12 protein-coding genes and 1 pseudogene are annotated in these 21,877 nt (G+C 71.0%); 4 read left to right on the forward strand and 9 right to left on the reverse strand.

Annotated elements, in window-relative coordinates:
- Positions 1-22: 22 nt before the first annotated feature.
- Together RM812_RS35150 and RM812_RS35155 are read left to right on the forward strand one after the other, a co-directional pair.
- On the forward strand, positions 23-6,664 hold the full coding sequence (locus RM812_RS35150; protein ID WP_449657856.1) for a thioester reductase domain-containing protein: 6,642 nt from the start codon (positions 23-25) through the stop codon (positions 6,662-6,664).
- Positions 6,603-7,262, forward strand: a complete 660-nt coding sequence (locus RM812_RS35155) for an NAD(P)H oxidoreductase (protein WP_311582566.1) — start codon at positions 6,603-6,605, stop codon at positions 7,260-7,262. The genes RM812_RS35150 and RM812_RS35155 overlap by 62 nt, the downstream gene beginning before the upstream one ends.
- A 63-nt stretch (positions 7,263-7,325) precedes the next feature.
- Here RM812_RS35155 and RM812_RS35160 read toward each other — a convergent pair whose 3' ends face one another.
- From RM812_RS35160 to RM812_RS35185, 6 genes are all read right to left on the reverse strand, one after another.
- Positions 7,326-8,942: an MFS transporter gene (locus RM812_RS35160; protein ID WP_311582569.1), complete on the reverse strand. Its 1,617-nt coding sequence runs from the start codon at positions 8,940-8,942 to the stop codon at positions 7,326-7,328.
- Positions 8,943-9,102: 160 nt separating this feature from the next.
- Complete coding sequence (locus RM812_RS35165; RefSeq protein WP_311582572.1) at positions 9,103-10,728, reverse strand: FAD-binding oxidoreductase; 1,626 nt, start codon at positions 10,726-10,728, stop codon at positions 9,103-9,105.
- Between the two features lie 133 nt (positions 10,729-10,861).
- Entirely contained in the window at positions 10,862-11,053 is a 192-nt protein-coding gene (locus RM812_RS35170; protein ID WP_311582575.1) for an acyl-CoA carboxylase subunit epsilon, read from the reverse strand.
- A 13-nt stretch (positions 11,054-11,066) separates the two neighbouring features.
- Positions 11,067-12,650 (reverse strand): acyl-CoA carboxylase subunit beta, encoded by a 1,584-nt coding sequence (locus tag RM812_RS35175; RefSeq protein ID WP_311582578.1) that lies wholly within the window; start codon positions 12,648-12,650, stop codon positions 11,067-11,069.
- Positions 12,651-12,664: 14 nt separating this feature from the next.
- Positions 12,665-14,251, reverse strand: coding sequence for an aspartate aminotransferase family protein (locus tag RM812_RS35180; RefSeq protein WP_311582581.1), 1,587 nt, complete (start codon positions 14,249-14,251; stop codon positions 12,665-12,667).
- A 55-nt stretch (positions 14,252-14,306) separates the two neighbouring features.
- On the reverse strand, positions 14,307-15,494 hold the full coding sequence (locus tag RM812_RS35185) for an acyl-CoA dehydrogenase family protein (protein WP_311582584.1): 1,188 nt from the start codon (positions 15,492-15,494) through the stop codon (positions 14,307-14,309).
- Positions 15,495-15,843: 349 nt separating this feature from the next.
- On the opposite strand from RM812_RS35185, the gene RM812_RS35190 reads away from it, so the two are divergent.
- Both RM812_RS35190 and RM812_RS35195 read left to right on the forward strand, forming a co-directional pair.
- A complete protein-coding gene (locus RM812_RS35190; protein ID WP_311582587.1) occupies positions 15,844-18,072 on the forward strand; it encodes an alpha/beta fold hydrolase in 2,229 nt (742 codons plus the stop codon).
- A gap of 44 nt (positions 18,073-18,116) precedes the next feature.
- Entirely contained in the window at positions 18,117-18,869 is a 753-nt protein-coding gene (locus RM812_RS35195; protein ID WP_311582589.1) for a thioesterase II family protein, read from the forward strand.
- A gap of 46 nt (positions 18,870-18,915) precedes the next feature.
- Here the strand turns inward: RM812_RS35195 and RM812_RS35200 are convergent, their stop codons facing one another.
- The 3 genes and pseudogenes from RM812_RS35200 to RM812_RS35210 all read right to left on the reverse strand — a co-directional run.
- The gene (locus tag RM812_RS35200; protein WP_311582592.1) at positions 18,916-21,294 is read right to left on the reverse strand and encodes a BTAD domain-containing putative transcriptional regulator; all 2,379 of its coding nucleotides are present in this window, start codon (positions 21,292-21,294) and stop codon (positions 18,916-18,918) included.
- 85 nt (positions 21,295-21,379) lie between these two features.
- Complete coding sequence (fdxA, locus tag RM812_RS35205; protein ID WP_311582595.1) at positions 21,380-21,706, reverse strand: ferredoxin; 327 nt, start codon at positions 21,704-21,706, stop codon at positions 21,380-21,382.
- A gap of 40 nt (positions 21,707-21,746) precedes the next feature.
- A pseudogene (locus RM812_RS35210) lies at positions 21,747-21,877 on the reverse strand (2-oxoacid:ferredoxin oxidoreductase subunit beta); the annotation flags it as partial.

Below are 21,877 nucleotides of genomic sequence, written 5' to 3' on the forward strand. Positions count from 1 at the left end.
CGCGATGTCCAACGAAGAGAAACTGGTCGACTACCTCAAGCGGGTCACAGTCGATCTGCAGCGGGCCAACCGCCGCATCGCCGAACTGGAGGCGGCCGACACCGAGCCGGTCGCCGTGGTCGGCATGGCCTGCCGCTTCCCCGGTGGTGTGTCTTCACCCGACGATCTGTGGAACCTGGTCGAGCACGGCACCGACGCCATATCCCCCTTCCCCACCGACCGGGGCTGGGACCTGGAACGGCTGTACGATCCGGACCCGGCCGAGCCCGGCACCTCCTACGCGCGCGAGGCGGGTTTCCTCGACGGCGCCGCACAGTTCGACGCCGGGTTCTTCGGGATATCCCCGCGCGAGGCCGCGGCGATGGATCCCCAGCAGCGGATTCTCCTCGAGACCGCGTGGGAGGCCTTCGAGCACGCCGGGATCGACCCGGGGACACTGCGCGGCAGCCGCACCGGGGTGTTCGCGGGAGTCATCGAGCAGAGCTATCTCGGCCTGGAGGGGCCGCAGGAGTTCGAGGGCTATCTGCTGACGAGCAAGCTGAGCAGCGTCGCCTCGGGCCGGATCTCCTACACGTTCGGGCTGGAAGGACCGGCCGTGTCCGTGGACACCGCCTGTTCGTCGTCGCTGGTGGCCCTGCATCTCGCGGCCTCGGCGCTGCGCCGCGGCGAGTGCGACCTCGCGCTCGCCGGCGGCGCCACGGTGACCGCGACTCCGGGCGGATTCGTCGACTTCTCCCGGCAGAGCGGACTCGCGCCCGACGGCCGTATCAAGTCCTTCGCGGCTGCCGCGGACGGCACGTCCTGGTCGGAGGGCGTCGGCCTGCTCCTGGTGGAGAAGCTCTCGGACGCCCGTCGCAACGGACACCGGGTCCTCGCCGTGATCCGCGGTTCCGCCGTCAACCAGGACGGCGCCTCCAACGGCCTCACCGCACCCAGCGGCCCCGCCCAGGAACGCGTCATCCGCCAGGCCCTCACCGACGCCGGACTCGCCCCCGCCGACATCGACGCCGTCGAAGCACACGGCACCGGGACCAGACTCGGCGACCCCATCGAAGCCCAGGCCCTCCTCGCCACCTACGGCCGCAACCGCCCCGCCGACCGCCCCCTCTACCTCGGCTCGCTCAAGTCCAACATCGGGCACACCGTGGCGGCGGCGGGAGTCGGCGGTGTCATCAAGATGGTCCAGGCGATGCGCCACGGCACACTGCCCCGGACCCTGCACGTCGACGAACCCACCCCGATGGTCGACTGGGACTCCGGAGCCGTCGAACTCCTCACCGAAGCCCGCCCCTGGCCGAAGGTGGACCGACCGCGCCGGGCGGCCGTCTCCGCGTTCGGGGTGAGCGGGACCAACGCGCACCTCATCCTGGAACAGCCCCCCGCCCAGGAGCCGGAGGAACAGCGGCCCGAACCGTCCGTGGCGGCCCCGGCCCCCTGGCTGCTCTCGGGGCGTACGCCGGCAGCCCTGCGCGCGCAGGCGGACCGGTTGCACACGTTCCTCACCGACCACGAGTTCTGCCCGGCGGACATCGGCTGCTCCCTGGCCACCACCCGGGCCGCCCTGGAGCACCGCGCCGCCGTCACCGGCGCCGACCGCGGGGAACTGCTCGCGGGACTGCGTGCCCTCGCGGACGGCGAGGCGCACCCGGGGCTGATCCACGGAGCCCGGAGCAACGGCCGCACCGCGTTCCTGTTCACGGGGCAGGGTGCCCAGCGCAAGGGCATGGGCGGCGAGCTGTACACGGCCTTCCCCGTGTTCGCGCGGGCGTACGACGAGGTGTGCGCCCACCTGTCGAAGCACCTGGACCAGCCCATCTGTGAGGTCACCGCCACCGGCCTCGAGCTGGACTCCACCGCCTACACCCAGCCCGCCCTGTTCGCCATCGAGGTCGCCCTCCACCGCCTCGTCGAGTCCTGGGGCGTCACACCCGACTACCTCGCCGGACACTCCATCGGCGAACTCGCCGCGGCCCACGTCGCCGGAGTCCTCACCCTCGCCGACGCGGCCACCCTGGTCACCGCACGCGGCCGGCTCATGCAGGCGGCGCGGCCGGGCGGCGCCATGATCGCCGTGCAGGCTCCGGAGAGCGAGGTCGTGGCGAGCCTCGCTCCGTACGCCGGACGGCTGACCGTGGCGGCCGTCAACGGTCCGACCGCCGTGGTGGTCTCGGGCGACGAGGACGCGGCCGAGTCCGTGGCGCGGCTGTGGCGGGAGCGTGGCGCCAAGACCTTCCGGCTGGCGGTCAGCCATGCCTTCCACTCGCCGCACATGGACGACGCGCTGGACGAGTTCCGCGCGGTCGCCGAGTCGGTGACGTACCACCCGCCGCGGATCCCCGTCGTCTCCACGCTCACCGGCCGCCTGGCCTCCGGTGACGACCTGGTCACCGCCGACTACTGGGTACGCCAGCTGCGCGGCACCGTTCGCTTCGCCGACGCGCTGGACACCCTGGCCGCGGAGGAGGTCGGCAACGCGCTCGAGATCGGTCCCGACCCGGTGCTCAGCGCGCTCGCCTCCGCGTCCATGGTCTGCTCGGTGTCCCTGCTCCGCCGCGATCTTCCCGAGCCCGCGGCTGTCACCGCCGCGCTGGCCACGCTGCACGCCCACGACACCGACGTCGACTGGCGGGCGTTCTACGAACCGACCGGCGCCCGGCGTGTCGAGCTGCCCGCGTACGCCTTCCAGCACCAGCGCTACTGGCACGACGTGACGGCCGCCGCGCGGCAGAGCACCGGATTCGGTCTGCGGGCCACCGGGCACCCGCTGCTCGGCCCGGCCTCTTGGGTGGCGAGCGGTGACCAGGCGGTGTTCACCAGCCGGCTGTCACTGCGCACCCATCCGTGGCTCGCCGGCCACCGGGTGCTCGGACGGACCGTGCTCCCGCCTTCCGCCCTGGTGGAGCTGGCCGTGCGCGCGGGTGACGAGTTCGGTGCCACGGCGCTGGACGAACTCGACGTGCGGTTGCCCCTCGTGGTGCCGGAGAACGGCTCGCTGCAGCTTCAGGTGGGCGTGGGAGGCCCGGACGACGACGGCCGTCGCGTGGTGACCGTGCACAGCCGCCCCGACGAGGGGGACGCCCCGTGGGCCGCGCACGCCGACGGGGTCCTCTCCGTCACGGCGGCCGGCGCTCCCTTCGAACTGACGGCCTGGCCCCCGCCGGACGCCGAGGAGATGCCCCGCGACGAGGCGGAGGCACTGTGGGAGTCCGCGGGACTGGCCTACGGCGGAGCGTTCCGCTCGCTGACCGCGGCCTGGCGCCGCGCGGGCACGGTCTTCGCCGAACTGCGTCTGCCCGAGGGAGAGCCGGCGTCGGACTTCGTGCTGCACCCGGCGCTCCTCGACGCGGCCGTCCGGCCGGCGGTCCGTGGCGCGGCCACGGCCGACGCCGCACCGGAGCTGGCTCTGCGGTGGCAGAACGTGAAGGTCCATGCGTCGGGCGCTTCGGTGCTCCGGGTCCGGATCGATCCCGACCGCGCCGAGGGTGCGCGAGTGCGGCTGGCGGACGCGAGCGGGCAGCCGGTCGCCGAGATCGGCGCGGTGGCCGTGCGCCCCGTCACCGAGGCCGAGCTGTCCATGGTCGCCGGCCGTCACGCGGACTCCTTGTTCCAGGTCGACTGGACGCCGTTCGCCCTGCCTGCGCACGCGCTCGCTGCCACGGTGAACGCCGCGCCGGGCTTCCTCGGCACCGCTGACCCGGGGGGTGTCGCGTTCGCGGGTCCGGCCGACGCCGCTGCCGCCGCGGCGGCTGGGCACGCCCCGCCCCATGTGGTGTTCCGCCCTCGGCCCGTCGCGGAGTCCGCACCCCCTGCGCAGGCGCATCAGGTGGCGGAGCAGGTACTGCGATCGGTGCAGCAGTGGCTGTCCGACGAACGCCTGGAGGACACACCCCTGGTGGTCGAGTTCTCCGGCGCGGTCTCGACACACGCCCAGGACCACATCACCGACCTCGCGGGTTCCGCGGCCTGGGGGCTGCTGCGTTCGGCCCAGTCGGAGCACCCCGGGCGGATCCACCTCGTGGACTCGGACGGCGGGGCCGCCGACCCGGACGTCGTGGCCGCCCTCGTCCTGGCGGGCGAGCCGCAGGCCGCCGTCCGCGCGGGCCGGGTGTACGTCCCTCGGCTGGCCAGGGCCGTCCGGGACGCCCGTACCGGGACCGCGCCGTGGAACCCCGACGGCACCGTACTGATCACCGGCGGAACCGGCTCCCTGGGAGCGTTGTTCGCCAGGCACCTGGTCGTCGAGCACGGGGTGCGACACCTGCTGCTCACCAGCCGCAGGGGTGAGCAGGCCGCCGGGGCCCGGGAGTTGGCGGAGGAACTCACGGAACTCGGGGCCGAGGTCACGATCGCCGCGTGCGACACGGCGGACCGGGACGCGCTCGCCGCCCTCCTGGCCGCGATACCCGCCGCGTATCCACTGACCGGAGTCGTGCACGCGGCCGGCGTCCTCGACGACGGCCTGATCACGGCGCAGACACCCGAGCGGCTGCACGCCGTCCTGAGTCCGAAGGTGGACGCGGCCTGGCACCTGCACGAGCTCACGGCCGACCTGCCCCTCACCGCTTTCGTGCTCTTCTCCTCGGTGGCCGCCGTGGTCGGGGGCCCCGGCCAGTCCCCCTATGCTGCGGCCAACCACTACCTGGACGCGCTGGCGCAGTACCGCCACGCCCAGGGGCTGCCCGCGACGGCCATCGCCTGGGGGCTGTGGCAGCAGCGCGGCGGCATGAGCGGCAATCTCACGGAAACCGACCTGAAGCGGATCGCGCGCACCGGCTTCCGGCCGGTGCCCGAGGAGCAGGGTCCCGCGCTGTTCGATCTCGCCCTGACCCTGGGCCGGGCCGCGGTCGTCGCCACCCCGGTCGACGTGGCCGCCCTCCGCGACCAGCGCACCCCCTCTCCCGCGATCCTCTCGGCACTCCACCGCCTGCCGGGCCGCCGGGTCGCGGCGGCCCACGAGCAGTCCACGGCCTCCCTCGCCGAGGCGCTCGCGGGACGGGAACCGGCGGAGCAGGAACGGCTCGTCCTGGACGCGGTGCTCGACCGGATCGCACGCGTCCTCGGCCACCCCGACACGTCGGCCCTGGGGGTCGATCAGCCGCTGACGACGCTCGGCTTCGACTCGTTGACCTCCGTGGAACTCCGCAACCGCCTGGGCGAGCTGACGGGCGGCAAGCTGCCCGCGACGCTGGTCTTCGACCATCCCACTCCCGGTGCCCTGGCTGCCTACGTCCGGGCACGGCTGCTCGGCGAGGCGGAGGGGGACGCGACCGCCGACGCCGTGGACTTCGCCGCGGAGGTGCGCCTGGCCGACGACATCCGTCCGGCGAGCGAGACCGTCACCGACGCGCGGGCTCCCCGAGAGGTCCTGCTGACCGGCGCCACCGGATTCCTCGGCGCGTTCCTGTTGCGGGACCTGATGCGTTCGACGGACGCGACCGTGCACTGCCTGGTGCGTGGCTCGGACGGGGAGGACGCACTGGCCCGGCTGCGGGCCAACATGGAGTGGTACCGGTTGTGGGACGCGGTCGACGAGTCCCGCCTGTCGATCGTCGTGGGCGACCTCTCGCGGCCCCGGCTGGGCTTGTCCGCGTCGGACTTCGACACCCTGTCGCGCACGGTCGACGCCGTTTACCACAACGGTGCGCACGTGCACTGGCTGCACCCGTACACGACGCTGCGCGCCGCGAACGTCGCCGGCACGGAGGAGGTCCTGCGTCTCGCGGCCCGGCACCGCACCGTGCCGGTGCACTACGTGTCGACCGTGGGCGTCTTCGACGGGCCCCGTCCCGACGGTGCCCCGCTGAAGGTCGGCGACCCGACCGGGCCCGCGGAGCGCCTGCCCAGTGGCTACCTGCAGAGCAAGTGGGTGGCGGAGCAGATCATCGAACTCGCCCGCGGGCGCGGCTTGCCGGTCTCCGTGTACCGGGTCGACGTGATCTCCGGCGACACGGTCAACGGTGCCTGCCAGACCAGGGACTTCGTGTGGCTGAGCCTCAAGGGCATCCTGCAGTCGGGGGCAGCCCCGGCCGGGGTCGAGGGGCGCTTCCACCTGCTGCCGGTCGACTACGTGAGCGGCTCCATCCTCGCCCTCTCACGGCAGGAGGCCTGCGTGGGTCGGACCTTCCATCTGTTCAACCCGAGCTCTCTGAGCCTCGGCGAGTGCGTCCGAAACCTCCGGAGCCTTGGCTACGAGATCGGCGAGTTGGGCTGGGAGGAGTGGCGGGGCCGGGTGCGGTCCGACCGGGACAACGCCCTGCAGCCGCTGCTCCACGCCTTCGAGATGATGACGTCCGACACCGACTCCTTCTACCCGCCGATCGACACCTCCGAGACGCATGCGGCCCTCGTGGGCAGCGATGTGCACTGCCCCCCTCTGACGCCGGACCTGTTCGCGAGGTACGCGGAGTTCTTCATGGAGGTGGGGCACTTCCCGCGCCCGGACGCCCGTGCCCACAGCCGTCCTGCCGCCGGGCTCCCCCACGGTCGGACAGCGGTGCGGAAATGCCGAAGTCGCACGGCGATGCGGGCCGATCACCGGGACCGCCGGCGGACGGCTCTACGGTGCTTCACGTCGACTCACTCACCGATCCGAGAAGGGTGTTATGTCAACGTCCGGCACCGAAGCGCATCGTGCGCTCCTCGTTCTCGCCCACCCCCGCGGTGACTCTCTGACAGGCCTGTCCGGCGAGCGCGCACGGCGGCGGCTGGCACACAGCGGCTACGCGGTCGACGTACTGGATCTGCACGCCGAGGGCTTCGATCCACGGATGGACCCGGCGGACGAGCCGGACTGGCACGATCCGGGCAAGCGGTACACCGACGAGGTGCACGCCCACATGGACCGGTTGGCCTCGGCCGATGCCGTCGTCGTCGTCTTCCCCGTGTGGTGGTTCGACGTACCGGCCATCCTGAAGGGCTGGATCGACCGGGTGTGGAACCACGGTTTCGCGTACGGTCCGGAGCCCACCGCGCTCGCCGCCAAACGCATCCTGTGGCTCGGGCTGGCCGGTGGCTCGCGGCGCTCCTACGCGGAGCAGGGCCTGGACGCGATGATCGACCGCCATCTGCGGGTCGGCATCTCGGAGTTCTGCGGCATCAAGGACGTCACCGTCCACCTCGTCCACGACACCGTCTCCGACGAACCGCAGGAGAAGGTTCGCCAGTACGTCGCCGAGTCCGTCGACGCTGCCCTGGCCGGGTTCCTCGTGGCTGACGGATCCGCCGGACCCGACGGGGCGGAAACCGCCGCGTCACGCTCCTGAGCACAACGGTGGGCGGTCGCCGCCGCGGAAACCCTGCGGCGACCGCCCCTCGCGTTCTTCGGGTCAGGCGACGGTCCGGGACTCCTGCTCGACGCGGTCGGCGTGTTCAGGCGGACCGGCCGGCTCCTCCGGTGCGGGGGTCTCCTTGCCGATGGCCGGGATCCTGTGCAGGAGCACGAGGGCGATGACCGTGGTCACCACGGCGAACCCGGCACTAACCCACGCGGTGGTGTGGAAGCCCGCGGCGAAGGCGTCCCGCGCGACGGTGAGCAGCTCCTCGCCGAGCCCACCGGGCAGATCCTCGGCGGCCGCGGTGGCGCCACCGATGGTGTCGCGCGAGGCCTCGGCCGCCTCTGCGGGCACTCCGGCGGGTACGGCATCGGCCACATCACCGCGGTAGACGGCGACGGCGACGGAACCGGTCACCGCGATGCCGAGGGCCAGGCCGAGGTCGTAGGCGGTCTGTCCCGCCCCCGCCGCCGCGCCGGCCTTCTCCGGCGGAGCGGCCCCCACGGCGAGGTTGGTGCCGAGCACGCTGATCGGGGCGACACCGAACATGACGATCGTCAGCCCGACAGCGGCGGGTACGACACCCGACTCGTCGGGACTCGCCGTCGCCGTCAGCCAGAAGCCCGCCAGGGTGATCACAGTGCCACCCGCGATCACGAGCGCCGGCCGGATGCGGCGCGAGAGCGCCGGGGTGAGCTGCGAGCCCACGATCAGGCCGATGGCGCTCGGCAACAGCCAGAGGCCGGCCTCCAGCGGGCTGAGGTCGCCGGTCACCAGGAGGAACTGGGGAACCAGGTACTCGACGCCGTTGAGAGCCATCATGCCGAGGAGCAGCACGAGCAGCGCTCCGGTGAACACGCGGTCACCGAAGAGCCGCATGTCCAGGAGCGGCGACTCCAGACGACGCTGACGGCGTACGAAGAGTGCCGAGAAGAACACCCCGACGACCATCGCCACCAGGTAAGTGGGGCTCCAGCCGAACTCTGCGAACTTCTTGATCCCGTACACCACCGGCAGGATGCCGAGCAGGAAGAGGATCACGCTGGCCAGGTCGAAGCGCCCCGGAGCGGGGTCCCGGTACTCCGGCACGATCGCGAGGACCACCGGGATGGCGACCACCATGATCGGCACGGCGAGCAGGAACACCGACCCCCACCACCAGTGCTCGAGGAACACACCGCCGATGATCGGGCCGACCGCGATGCCCACGGACAGCGCGGTGACCCACATGGCGATCGCCGTGGCCCGCTGGCGCGCGTCCGCGAACATGTGGGTGATCAGGGAGAGGGTCGACGGCAGCACCGCGGCACCGGCGACGCCGAGGAGGGCGCGGGCGACGATCAGCATCTCCGGGCTGGTGGAGTACGCGGCGAGCAGCGAGGCCGCGACCACGCCGAGCGAACCGAGGATCAGCAGCCGACGCCGCCCGAGTCGGTCACCCAGGGTCCCCATGACCAGGAGGAATCCACACGTCATGAATCCGTAGAGATCGGTGATCCACAGGAGTTGGGAACTGGACGGCTGCAGGTCGGCGGTCATGGCGGGAGTCGCCAGCCAGAGCACTCCCAGGTCCACCGTCATCAGCATGACGGGGAACAGCAGCACGAAGAGGCCGAACCACTGCCGTAGTCCGGCGCGAGGCTCCTGCCCCGGAACAGGGTTCGAAGACATGGATGTCCTTTCTCACGGAAAAACATGTACATGACAGTCATCGGTGAACGTGATCACTGCCGTTCCAAGGTCCGCTCATCCGCGGCACCCAGGGAAACTCGCGCGGCGTCACCGCCCTTCCCCTCTGCGGCAACCAATTTCAATTGGCTCAAAAGGACCGTCAGGGCTTTCGAACGGAGAGCGCGTGGTGGAACACGTCGCGGGGGTCCCACGCCGCCTTGACCCGCTGCAGCCTCGGGTAGTTGTCCTTGAAGTACAGGCGGTGCCAGGGGATTCCCGAGCGGTTCAGCTCGGGATCGGCCATGTCCGCGTCGGCGTAGTTGATGTAGCAGCCGTCGTTCACGCCGTCCGGGCGCGGCACTCCACCGGTCGCCGCGTACACGTCCGCGAAACAGTCCCGCACCCACTTCTCGTGCCGTGCCGTGTCACCGTCGCCGACACCGGTCCACAGGCTCACGTAGAGGATCTTGATGTGGGAGTCGCGCTGGGCGACCGCCGTGGCGTCGGGCGCGACCGCGTTGATGCGCCCGCCGTAGCTGATCAGGTTGACCAGGGCCGTCGGGTTGTCGTAGTCGGTGCGGGTCAGGTGCCGGTGCATGGCGGCGATCTGGTCGTCCGGCATGGGCTTGCGCACGTAGGCCGCCTTGGCCTTCCAGCGGGAGACCGCCGCCTCGACGAAACCGAACCACTGGGTGACCGCGTACATCCACGGAGTCCGGGCCCTGTCCCCGACCTGGTAGGTGACACCGGTGCCCGCCGAGACCGCGGCGAGGAACTCGTCGAGCAGGGCCTCCGCGTCGGGAGCGGCCGTGTCGACCTGGGTGCACATGTGGAACGTGCCGGCGGAGCGGTGCTGAAGCTTCAGCTGGCTGTACAGGAAACGGCCCGGCGAGTCCGGACCCGCGTTGCGGGCGTGCCAGGCGTCGAAGTTGCGCACGAGGCGACTGAACGACTTCTCGTCCAGGTCCTGCCACGACCAGCTGACGTCGGAGAGCAGCACCTCGGTGGGGGCCTGGGGCAGAAGCTGCGCCGGTTCGCTGCCGGTGGCGTCCGGGGAACGCAGCCAGTAGCGGGTGATGACACCGAAGTTGCCACCGCCGGCACCCGTGTGCGCCCACCACAGGTCACGGTTGGGGTCGTCGGGCTCGCGGGTCGCGATCACCGCGCGCGCCTTGCCGTCCGCGGACACCGTGACGACCTCGACTCCGTAGAGGTGGTCCACGGTCAGGCCGCGTGAGCGGGACAGCGCGCCGTAGCCGCCGCCGGTGATGTGCCCTCCCGCGCCGACCGTCGGACAGGTCCCGCCGGGCAGGACGACTCCCCAGCGTTTGTACAGCGTCCGGTAGACGGAGCCCAGCATGGCGCCGGGCTCGACCGCGATGGCGCGGTGCCGCTTGTCGTAGGAGATGTCGGCCATCTGGGACATGTCGATGACCACACGGACGTCCTGGTCGGACACGAACGGCTCGTTGCAGTGCCCGCCGCTGCGCACGGCGACGCGCAGCCTCTTGTCGACGGCCTCCTGGACCGCGGCCACCACCTGCGCGGTGCTGCTGACGATGCGTATGTAGTCGGGTCTGCCGACCCAGCGCTGGTTCGCTCCTGAGACGAGACCCGGGTACCGGGGATCGTTGCGGAAGACCTGGACGGATTCGGGCAGGGCCGCCGCAGGACCGGCGGGGCCGGATTCGGCCGCGGCCGCCCCCGTCGAGGTCATGGGCAGCGTCAGGGCGCTGCCCGCCGCTGCGGCTCCGGTGATCAGCCCGCGGCGGGACAGTCCGGTCATGGGGTACTCCAACAGGGATGTGGGATCGGATGGTGACGATGCGTGGGCCGGCGGGCGCAGGGCGGGCACGGCACCGCGCGAGAGCCCGGCCATGCCCCGAGGCCACGGCCGGGCTCGGCTCGGTGGACAGGCCCTAGCTCCGCCAGCTGTGGGGGGCCTGGAAGCCCGGGGTGCGTTCCAGGCGGCGCCAGCCGGCCTTGGACGGGTCATGCCGAGGTACGGGGCGCCCATGAGCGGCGGCGCGAGCCACCAGGAACGCGGTGAGGGCCGCCAGCTCGTCGGACTCGGCGTGACCCTTCACGATCCTTACGCTGGACATGTTCATGGCGGTCTCCTGCCTACTGCGGCGGGTTGCCGTGCTTGCGGGCCGGCAGGTCCGCGTGCTTGTTGGCGAGCATCTTCAGCGCGGAGATCAGCACCTCGCGCGTCTGCGCGGGATCGATCACGTCGTCGACGAGGCCACGTTCGGCCGCGTAGTACGGATGCATCAGTTCGGCCTTGTACTCCTTGACCATCTTCTGCCGCATGGCCTCGGGGTCCTCCGCCTCGGCGATCTGCCGGCGGAAGATCACGTTCGCGGCGCCCTCGGCACCCATCACCGCGATCTCGTTGGTCGGCCACGCGTAGGTCAGGTCGGCGCCGATGGACTGCGAGTCCATGACGATGTAGGCACCGCCGTACGCCTTGCGCAGGATCAGCGAGACGCGGGGCACGGTCGCGTTGCAGTACGCGTACAGGAGTTTCGCGCCGTGCCGGATGATGCCGCCATGCTCCTGGTCGACACCCGGCAGGAAGCCCGGCACGTCGAGCAGCGTGACGATCGGGATGTTGAAGGCGTCGCACATCTGGACGAAGCGCGCGGCCTTCTCGGAGGCCTCGATGTCGAGGACCCCGGCGAGCGACTGCGGCTGGTTGGCGACGATGCCGACCACCCGGCCGTCCAGACGGGCGAGCGCGCAGACGATGTTGCGGGCCCAGCGCTCGTGGACCTCCAGGTACTCGCCGTCGTCGACGATCTCCTCGATGACCTTGTGCATGTCGTACGGCCGGTTGCCGTCCGCCGGAACCAGGTCCAGGAGTACGTCCCCGCGGCGGTCGGGCGGGTCGTCCGAGGGCACCACCGGCGGGTTCTCGCGGTTGTTCTGCGGGAGCATCGACAGGAGGTAGCGCACCTCGGCGATGCAGGTCTCCTCGTCGTCGTACGCGAAGTGCGCCACACCGGACGTCTCGGCGTGCACGTCGGCACCGCCGAGGCCGTTCTGGGTGATCTCCTCACCGGTGACGGCCTTGACCACGTCGGGGCCGGTGATGAACATCTGCGAGGTCTCGCGGACCATGAACACGAAGTCCGTCAGGGCGGGCGAGTACGCCGCACCGCCCGCGCACGGACCGAGCATGACGCTGATCTGCGGGATCACACCCGAGGCTCTGGTGTTGCGCTGGAAGATGCCGCCGTACCCGGCCAGGGCGCTCACACCCTCCTGGATACGGGCGCCCGCGCCGTCGTTCAGGGAGACCAGCGGCGCACCCGCCGCGATGGCCATGTCCATGATCTTGTGGATCTTCGTGGCGTGCGCCTCACCCAGCGCACCGCCGAAGATCCGGAAGTCGTGCGCGTAGACGAAGACCGTACGGCCCTCCACCGTCCCCCAGCCGGTGACCACACCGTCCGTGTACGGCTTCTTGTTCTCCAGCCCGAACCCGGACGCCCGGTGCCGGCGCAACTGCTCGACCTCCCTGAACGAATCCGGGTCGAGGAGGAGCCCGATCCGCTCACGGGCCGTCAGCTTGCCCTTCGCGTGCTGCGCCGCCGTCGCCTTCTCGCTCGGCCCGGCCGTCGCCCGCTCGCGGATCTCGTCCAGTTCGGCCACGGATCCGGCCTGGGGGCCTTCAGAAGGGCGTTCCAGCAGGGGTGTCGCCATGGCAGTTCTTCCTCTCACGCCGCGGGAGTGATCTCCAGGAGGCCCGGACCGTCCTGCGCCCGCAGGAGGGCACAGACTTCACGCAGGCCCGCCTCGAGCTGGGCGACTTCCTTGTCGCCGATGTGGATCGAGGGCTCGAAACGCAGGGTGTTCGGCGAGCTGGCGGTCGGGAAGGTGCGGACACGGTGGCTGCGGAGCAGCTTGCCCGCCAGGGCGTAACCGAGAGTGGCTCCCTCCGCGTGCTGCCGCAGCCCCTCGACCTCCGAACCGGACTGGTCGTGAAACTCCAGCCCCGCCATCAGCCCCCGGCCGCGCACATCGCGCACGACGTCGGGGAAGTCCCGCTGCACGGACCGGAGCATGTCGAGGAGGTGCGCCCCGCGTTCGGCGGCCTTGCGGTACGCCGCACCGTCGTCGGCCTCCAGGAGGTCGAGGACCTTGAGCCCGATGGTGGTGGAGAAGTAGTCCTTGGCGAACGTGGAGCTGTGCACCAGTTCGAACTGGGGACGGTAGCGCGAGGAACGGGCCAGCATGACGGCCGCCTTGGCGATGCCACCACCGAGGCTCTTGGCCAGGGCGTAGTAGTCTCCGCGCAGACCGATGCCCGTACTGGCCAGGAAGGTGCCCGTACGGCCCATACCGCTCTGCACCTCGTCCACGACGATCGGGACGTCCGCCTCGGCGCATGCCGACTGGATCGTGGCGGCACTCTCCGAGTCGAGCAGTCGGATCCCGCCCTCACCCTGGATCGGTTCGAGCACGAAGGCGCACAGCAGCGGCAGGCGACGGTGCACGACCGCGACCTCGTTGCCGGAGACGGCAAGGTCCAGAAGGTCGACGCGCTCCTCTTCGAAGATCTTGGGCAGGGCCGGAATCTCTTCCCGGGTGACGAAGCGGGCCGAGGTCCCGAGGGCTGCGAAGGGTGTGCGGTAGGCGGCGTTGTGCGTGAGCTGCACACTGCCCATCAGCTTGCCGTGGAATCCGCCCTCCAGGGCGAAGAGAAGGGGTTCGGCACCCGCCCGTGCCGCGTTCACCTCGTCGATGTGCGCGATGAGACGGTCGATGGCGACCGGGCCGGCCTCGCCGGTGCCGAGTCCCGCGACGCGGGCCACCTCGTCCGGGACGGCCGCGGTGCCTTCGGTCACGGCTGCCCGAACCGACTCGAGGTGCTCGGCGATCTCGGTCTGCAGTTCGGCGACCTTCAGGGCGCGGTCCAGTTCCGCGTGCTTGACGGCGATCTCGACCGCTTCGGCGCCGCTGTTGGCGAAGACGGCGTTGTACGTCCCGTCCTCACCGGTCTCGCGCTGCACCACGGCCGTGAGCCGGGCGGCGAGTTCGGTCGCATAGGGGTGACGCGAGAACTGTGCGTGCACGGGGGCTTGGGCAGTCAGCATCTGCTGGGCCAGGGCCACGATCTCCGGATGGTTGTGGCCGAACATCAGCGAGCCGTAGCCCCCGGCGAAGTCGACGACGGGGATCTCTCGTCCCCGTTCGTCGAGCCGGTAGAGGTAGTCGCCCTCGGCGCGCACGTAGTGGGCGTCGAGGCCGACGGTGGACAGCCAGCCGAGCAGGTGCGATTCGGCAAGGTCTGGTTCGGCCATGGTCGGGTCAAACCTCCGTCGTGGTCCGTGTGCGGTCATGGGTCGGCTCGCGTGATCAGTGGAACGCGGTGACCGTCGGCCCGATGTCGAGCAGGGCCCGGCCGTAGTCCTCGACGATCAGCGGAAGGGCCAGGTGGTTGTGGCGGCTGCCGACCTCCAGGTCGCGCCAGTACGCCTGGATCGGGTTGGTGTCGGCGAAGCCACCGGTCCCCGCGACGTGCAGGATCTGCTGCATGCCCTCGCGGGCGCTGCCGAGCGCGGACGCCGAGTGCATCCGGGCCCGGGCGCGGGCCACCCGGGGCAGCTCCTCGCCGGGCACCAGCCGGTCGAACTCGTCGGCCACGTGCAGCATGTGCAGATAGGCGGTGTCGACCAGGTGGGTCGCCTCGGTGAACGCCCGCTGGATCGCCGGCGAGTCAGCGGCGCGGCGGTACGTGGAGTAGACGATCGGCTTGTTCTTGGCGAGCGCTTCCGCTGCCACGTCGAGGGCACCGCGCGCCGCGCCGACCAGGGCGGACAGGGAGTGCAGATTGCCCTTGACGAGTTCGCTCGGCCCGAGCAGTTCCTCCAGACGGTCCGTGTCGTCCTTCTCGACGACGAGGGTGCGCCGATCGGGCACGAACACGTCGGAGACGGTCATGGCGTGGGTTCCGGTCCCGCGCATGCCCGCGACGTTCCAGGTGCGGGTGATCTCGATGTCCTCGAGCGCCACCAGCGCATTGGCGGCGCCGATCTGTCGGTCCCCGTCGTAGAGAGGGATCGCGATGCACAACGCCCAGTCGGAAATCTCGCAACCGGACGCGTACGGGAAGCGCGCGTTCACCTTCAGGCCGCCCGGCACCTTCTCGGCACGGGCACCCGGCCCGGTCCCCGCGGACAGCAGGATCGCGTCCGGGTTGTCACCGAATATCTCCTCCGTGGCCTCTTCCTCGAGAATGAGAGTGAACTCGGTGGACGCGGCGTGGTTGGCGACGATCCATCCGGTCGAGGCACAGCCGCGGCCCACCTCGGCGATGATCTCGACCTGGCTGCGCATGCTCGGGTGCAGACCGCCATGGGCAGTCGGCGTGGTCAGACGGAAGAGCCCGGCCTCGCGCAGGGCGGCGAGGTTCTCCGGGGTGGGGTTGCCGAGCTGCTCGGTGCGGTCGATGTTGGACCGCAGCAGGGGCACGAGTGCGCCGGCACGGGATATCAGCTCTTCCGCACCGACGGACGCTCCGGTGGCTGGGACGGTCGTGGTCATGCTTCTCCTCTGCTCCGTGCGATCTTTCCGGCAAGAACCCCGAGTCCCCCGAAAATTCCTGCTCGCCTACGAATTCTCCGTACACCCGGTCAACAGGTCGCGAGCATCGCTCAATTGCGCCTGACGCAATGGCACATTCACTGTAAAGGCGCCCGCAGGACCCCAGGTCACTTCCGGTTCTCGATCCGGTAATCACCGGCTCCAAATGCGTCGAGGGCGCCCGGTTATCCGATGGTTGACACAAATGCACCGGCCGCAGGTAGCGTGAAGCCCCGTCGATCACGCATAGCAATTCAACGGTCGCTTCGCGCAACGAGATCGCCTTGCGAACCAGACGGAGGAGAAAGTCGTGGGAATTTCAGGCCGGGGTCGCGCGATCGTGCTCGGCGCGGGAATGGCGGGACTGTTCGCCGCGCGAGTGCTCTCCGACACGTACGACGAGGTGGTCGTGGTGGAGCGCGACGTGCTCACCGACGACAACGAGCCGCGGCGCCGTGTCCCCCAAGGCCGGCACGTGCACGCGCTGCTCTCTCGTGGGCAGCGGATCATCGAGGAACTCTTTCCCGGCATCACGCGGGAGTTCGTCACGGCGGGCGCGGCGCACGGTGACGTCACCGGCAACGTGCGGTGGATCCTCGGGGGCCGCGTGATACGGCAGCCTCGCTCCGGCCTGGAGCTGATCTCCGCGAGCCGGCCGCTGATCGAACGCGGCGTCCGCGCCCGCGTACGAGCGCTGCCGTCCGTACACATCCTGGAGCGGACCTCCGTTCGGGAACTGCTCACCGCGGACGGGGAGCGGCGGGTGACGGGGGCCGTGCTCGCGGACGCCGACGGTACGACCCGCCGCGTCGAGGCCGACCTCGTGATCGACGCGTCCGGACGTGGCTCGCGCACACCGGTCTGGCTCACCGAGTGGGGATACCCGCAGGTGGAGGAAGAGACCTTCAAGGTCGGCCTCGGCTACACGACCCGGCACTACGACATCCCCCGGGAGGCCATGGGGGATGACCTTTCCGTGCACGTCGTGGCCTCGCCCGCCTCTCCCCGAGGAGCGGTGTGCGCCCGGGTCGACGGCAACCGCACCGTGGTCACCGCATACGGCATGGACGGCGACCACCCGCCCACCGACGAGGAGGGTTTCCTGGCCTTCCTCAAGTCGCTGGCGACCCCCGACGTGTATGACGCCGTCTCCCGGGGGACGCCGGTCGACGAGCTGGTGCCCTACCGTTTCCCGGCGAACCTGCGCCGCCGCTACGAGCGCCTCACCGGCTTCCCCGAGGGTCTGCTCGTCATCGGGGACGCGGTGTGCAGTTTCAACCCCACCTACGCGCAGGGGATGACGGTCGCGGCGATCGAGGCGACGGTGCTCGCCGGGCATCTGCGCCGCCCCGGGGAGCCTCGCGCCACCGAGTACTTCGCGGATCTGGCGCGCGAGGCCCTCGACACACCCTGGGGCATGGCGATCGGCAACGACACCGCCCGCCTCGGCCTCGCCGACCCGGACTCGCCGGAGCAGCGCCACGTCAGCCGCCTGCTGGAGGCCGCTGCCGAGCACGACGAGGTCGCTGTCGCGTACGTGCGGGTGGTCAGCCTGCTCGACCCGGCGGCGGCGCTCTCCGCACCCGAGATCACCGCCCTCGTGGAGCACTCCTCGGGCGCCCGCCCCGGCTCGCTCACCGACGACGGAACGCCGACCGAGCGCAGCATCGCCCGCGGCCGTGAGGTCGTCCCGGTCACCACCGGTGGTCTCACCTTCGACGTGGAGATGTCGGGGCCGGATCACGGCGAACCCGTGGTGCTGCTGCATGGCTGGCCGCACCACTTCGAGTCCTGGACCGACGTCGTGCCGGCCCTGAACTCGGCGGGTCTGCGCACCATCGCCCCCAACCAGCGCGGGTACTCACCCGGCGCCCGGCCCGAGCCCGTCGACCAGTACGCCCTGCCTCTGCTGGCCCAGGACGTCCTCGGCCTCCTCGACGAGCTCGGCCTGGACGACGCGCACATCGTCGGGCACGACTGGGGCGCGATCGTGGCCTGGTACCTGGCCGCCCACCACCCCGACCGGGTGCGCACCCTGACCGCCGTCGCGTTCCCGCACCTCGACGCCTACCAGCACGCCTACCTCGTGGACCCGGAGCAGCAGCGCTCCTCGAAGTACGTCGATCTCCTCACCGCCGAGGGCTCCACGCAGTACTGGCTGGACGACGACGCGGCCAGGCTGCGCGAACTGCTCGCCGGCGCCGACAACGCACTGACCCCCGAGCAGCAGGCCCGCTACGTCGGCTTCCACCTCCAGCCCGGTACTTTCCACGCTTCCCTCAACTGGTACCGCCACGGCACGCTCCTGGACGGGCGCAGCGACATGGGCGAGGTGACGGTGCCGACGACGTTCATCTGGAGCGTCGCCGACGAGTCGGTCTCCACCTTGGCGGCGGAGAAGACCGCCGAGTACGTGTCCGCACCGTACCGACTGGTCACGCTCCGCGGTGTCTCGCACTGGCAACCCCAGGAAGTGCCGGGGCTCGTCGCCGACGAGATCCTCGCACGCGTCGACGGCACGGCCGAGTCCACCGGCTGAGTGCGGGAGCAGGGTCAAGGAGACGAGGAGACGAAGGAGACGACATGGTGGACAGCAGATGGTTCCGCAGGTTCGGAACGGCCCGGGAGGGAGAGCTCAGGCTCCTGTGCTTCCCGCACGCCGGGGCTTCGGCGACCGCCTTCCTGCGCCTCGCACGGACGCTTCCCGCGGAACTCGACGTCCTGTCGGTCCAGTATCCCGGGCGCCAGGACCGGCGCCTGGAGGAGCCTGCGACGAGTCTCGTCGCGCTCGCCGAGGCCATCGCCGAGGAGTGGGCGCCGACGACCGACGAGCCGTACGCGTTCTTCGGGCACAGCATGGGCGCGGTCGTCGCCTACGAGACGGCTCGTCTGCTCGCGGCACGTGGTCTGCCGCTTCCCAGGCGTCTGTTCCTGTCCGGGCGCGGTGCGCCGGGGCCGCGCCCCAGCGTCCACGACCAGCTCTCCACCGATGCCGAGGTGCTGGCCGCCGTGCGTCGGCTCGGCGGGACCAGCCAGGCGGTGTTGCAGGACCCCGAGCTCCTGGAGCTCGTGATGCCCGTGCTGCGGGCCGACTATCGCGCGCTCGGCTCCTACGCGTGGCGCGGCGGCACCCCACTCGAGGTACCGGTGACCGCCCTGGTCGGAAATGACGACCCGGTCGTCACCATGCAGGAAGCGATGGAGTGGGGAGAACACACCCGGGGCGACTTCGCTCTGGAGGTCTTCCCCGGCGGACACTTCTACCTCGAGGAGCAGCTCTCCTGTCTTGCCTCGGTGCTCTCGGCCGGGCTGCTCGTGGACGTGACGGCGAGTTGACCGGTTGCCACCGCTTCATCGGCGGCGGAGCGGTGGCAACCGCTCCCTACGCCCCGGTCGCCGATGAGGCGGTGGAGAGATCCGGAAGAGTGCCTCTGGTGACGAGCCTGCCGGTCAACGTCGTGTCCAGACACATCAGTGTGCGCACCAGGGCACGGCGCCGCGCATGCGGGGCATCGCTGTCGAGCATCTCGCTCATCACCGGTGTGGGCAGCTCGAGCCGGCCCTGCTTCATCCTCGCCAGGAGGATGTCCGAGAGCCGGTCCACGGTGGCATCGGTCGGCCGTGGCAGCGTCAGTGTGGCCCCCTGCGTCCGACCACTGCCCCACGAGGGCCTCCGCGGCAGCAGCTCGGGCCGGGCCGCCATGATCAGCATCAACGGCGAGGGGGCGCCGGCCACGAACTGCTCCAGGAAGTCCAGTTCGGCGTCGTCCAGTTCATGTCCGTCGTCGACGAACACCACCAGCGGGTGGTCGAGGGCTGCCGCGTTGAGCAGCCGGCAGCCCGCCGCGAGCAGGGCCTCCTGGCGGTGCGGAGGCGGCCCCTGCTCCCCCGCCGTGATCAACTCGGTGACGCGGTCGCCGACGCGGGCGGCCTCGGTCCGGTCCGCGATGCATCCGTGCGTGACCTGACGCACCAGATCAGCACTGGTCGCCGGGTCCGTGCCGACCGGTGCGTGGCAAAGGGCCAGCAGCAGGTTCCGTAGCAGTCCAAGGGGCCGGTCGGCACCGTCGGGACCGCTCACGACGAGTTCCACATCGTCCCACCGGGCCACGGCGCGCCGCTCGAACTCCAGAACCATACGGGTCTTGCCGACCCCGGCGTCCCCGAGGACGGTGACGAGCTGCGCCACGGAGCGGTGCCGGGCCCGGCCCAGCAGGGTGTACAGCACCTCGAGTTCGTAGTCCCGGTCCACGATGGGAATGGACGGATGGGCCAGGGAGCGCCACCGGACGGAGCGCGCGCGCCACCCCGCGGCCGGCCGGCCCGCCGCTGCGTAGCTCACTCCCGCGCTCCCACTGGTCTGCTCCCGGGTCCGCTCACAGGCCCGGACCGTGCCTGGTGCGGTGTGCGCCATCACGGCTCGGCACGTGTCGAGGACGGGGCCGGCGACCATGGGGGCCACCTCCGGTCCCCTGTCCAACTGGAACAACCGCGCTTCGCCGGTGACGACGACGGCGCGTGCGGACATGCCTCGGACGCGTGGCTCCAGCATGGCCAGAGCGGTGGAGACGGCTCGTTTGGCCGCGTCGGGGCCGGTGAACACGGCGAGCAGCGCGGGTCCCGCCGGGGCCGCCACGGTCCCGTCGAAGTAGCCGGCCGTGCGCCGCAGCGTCTCGGCGAGGCTCCGCTCCGCCCGCGTGACCTCGGGGTCGGCCCTGCGTTCGTCGACCGCTGCCTGCACCATCACCACGCTGCAGTCCTGCCGCACGACCCCCGCGCGCACGGATGGGACCGACACCGACGCGACCGCCGACGCGGGGGCGACGTTCGCCCGCTGCGTCGGCAGGTACGGCGCCCTGACCGTCTCCGGGTGCTCCAGCACCCGGGACGCCCCTGCTTCCGCGGCCCCGGCAGACGTGCGGGACCGTTCCTCGGCCGTCCGCGGCTGCCTGGCGGACCGTTCACCCGCGACGATCGTCTCCCGGACGGCTTCCGGTACGAGCAGCGAATCGTCGTGCCGCAGGATCGCTTGCTGCAGCCATTGCAGTTTGCGGCCCGGTTCGAGGCCGAGCTGCTCGACGAGCTGCCGGCGCATCCGGTTGTACGCGCCGAGCGCGTCGGTGTGCCGGCCGCACCGGTAGAGCGCGAGCATCCGTTGCCCGCACAGCCGCTCCCGCAGCAACCCCGCCTCGGCCGCCGCCTCTATGTCGCGCAGGACCGCGTGGTGGCGGCCCAGGGACAGCTCCGCGTCGAAGTAGTCCTCCAGCACGTCGACCCTGGTGCTCTCCAGGCCGGCCAGTTCGGGCCAGGCGAACCCTGCCTCGACGAGGTCGGCGAGCACGGCCCCACGCCAGAGACCGACGGCCTTGCGCAGGACCGCCGCGGCCCGTTGCGCCGACCCCTCGGCGAGGTACGAGCGCCCCTCCTCCGCAAGCCGCTGGAACCGATGCAGGTCCACGGCGTCCTGGTCGAGCTGGAGCACGTAACCCGGAGGCCGGGTGATCAGTGCCGGCCCGTCGCCTTCCGGCTGTCCGGAGCCGAGCGCACTGCGCAGCCCCCAGATGGCGTTGTGCAGAATCTTGCGCGCCGTGTTGGGAGCCTCACCCCCCGGCCACAGGGCGTCCATCAACGCGCTGGTGGCTACCGCGCGGTTGGCACTGAGCAGGAGAAAGCCCAGTACCGCGCGTTGCTTGATGCCTTGTATCGGTACCGCTTCACCCTGGTCGGTGACTTCGAGCGGCCCGAGGACATGGAACCTCATGATGTTCCCCAACTCCTCCCGGGGACTGGGCATCCGCATGGCGATGCGTTGCCTGGGTGACGCCTGGGGCACGGTCCAGCCGCTGTCAGGCCTTGCTCCCGACCGCCGTCACGCTGTCGACCACCGGGTGGTCCTGGGCCAGAGGTCCGTGAGCGGCCGCACCGCCCGGCGCGCCCAGCCCCTCGAACACGTCCGCGTTGGCGGGTCCGAAAACGCTCCACTCCTCCGGCAGATCCTCCTCGTAGAAGATGGATTCCGTGGGGCAGACGGGCTCACAGGCACCGCAGTCCACGCATTCGTCGGGATGGATGTAGAGCATGCGGGGGCCTTCGTAGATGCAGTCCACCGGACACTCGTCGAGGCAGGCCTTGTCCTTGACGTCTACGCAGGGCTGCGCGATCACGTACGTCACGAGGAGCTCCTAGTCTGAAGTCCGTGTTCCCCCGTCGGCGTCATCCGACGACGGTCCAGGTGTCGCCGCCGGCGAGGAGTGTGGCGAGGTCGCCCTTGCCGTTGCGTTCGACGGCGGTGTCGAGCTGGTCGGACATGAGGGTGTCGTAGACGGGCCGGTCGACGGAGCGCA

This window comes from Streptomyces lancefieldiae (genome assembly GCF_031845825.1).
GTDB classification, from domain to species: Bacteria; Actinomycetota; Actinomycetes; order Streptomycetales; family Streptomycetaceae; genus Streptomyces; species Streptomyces lancefieldiae.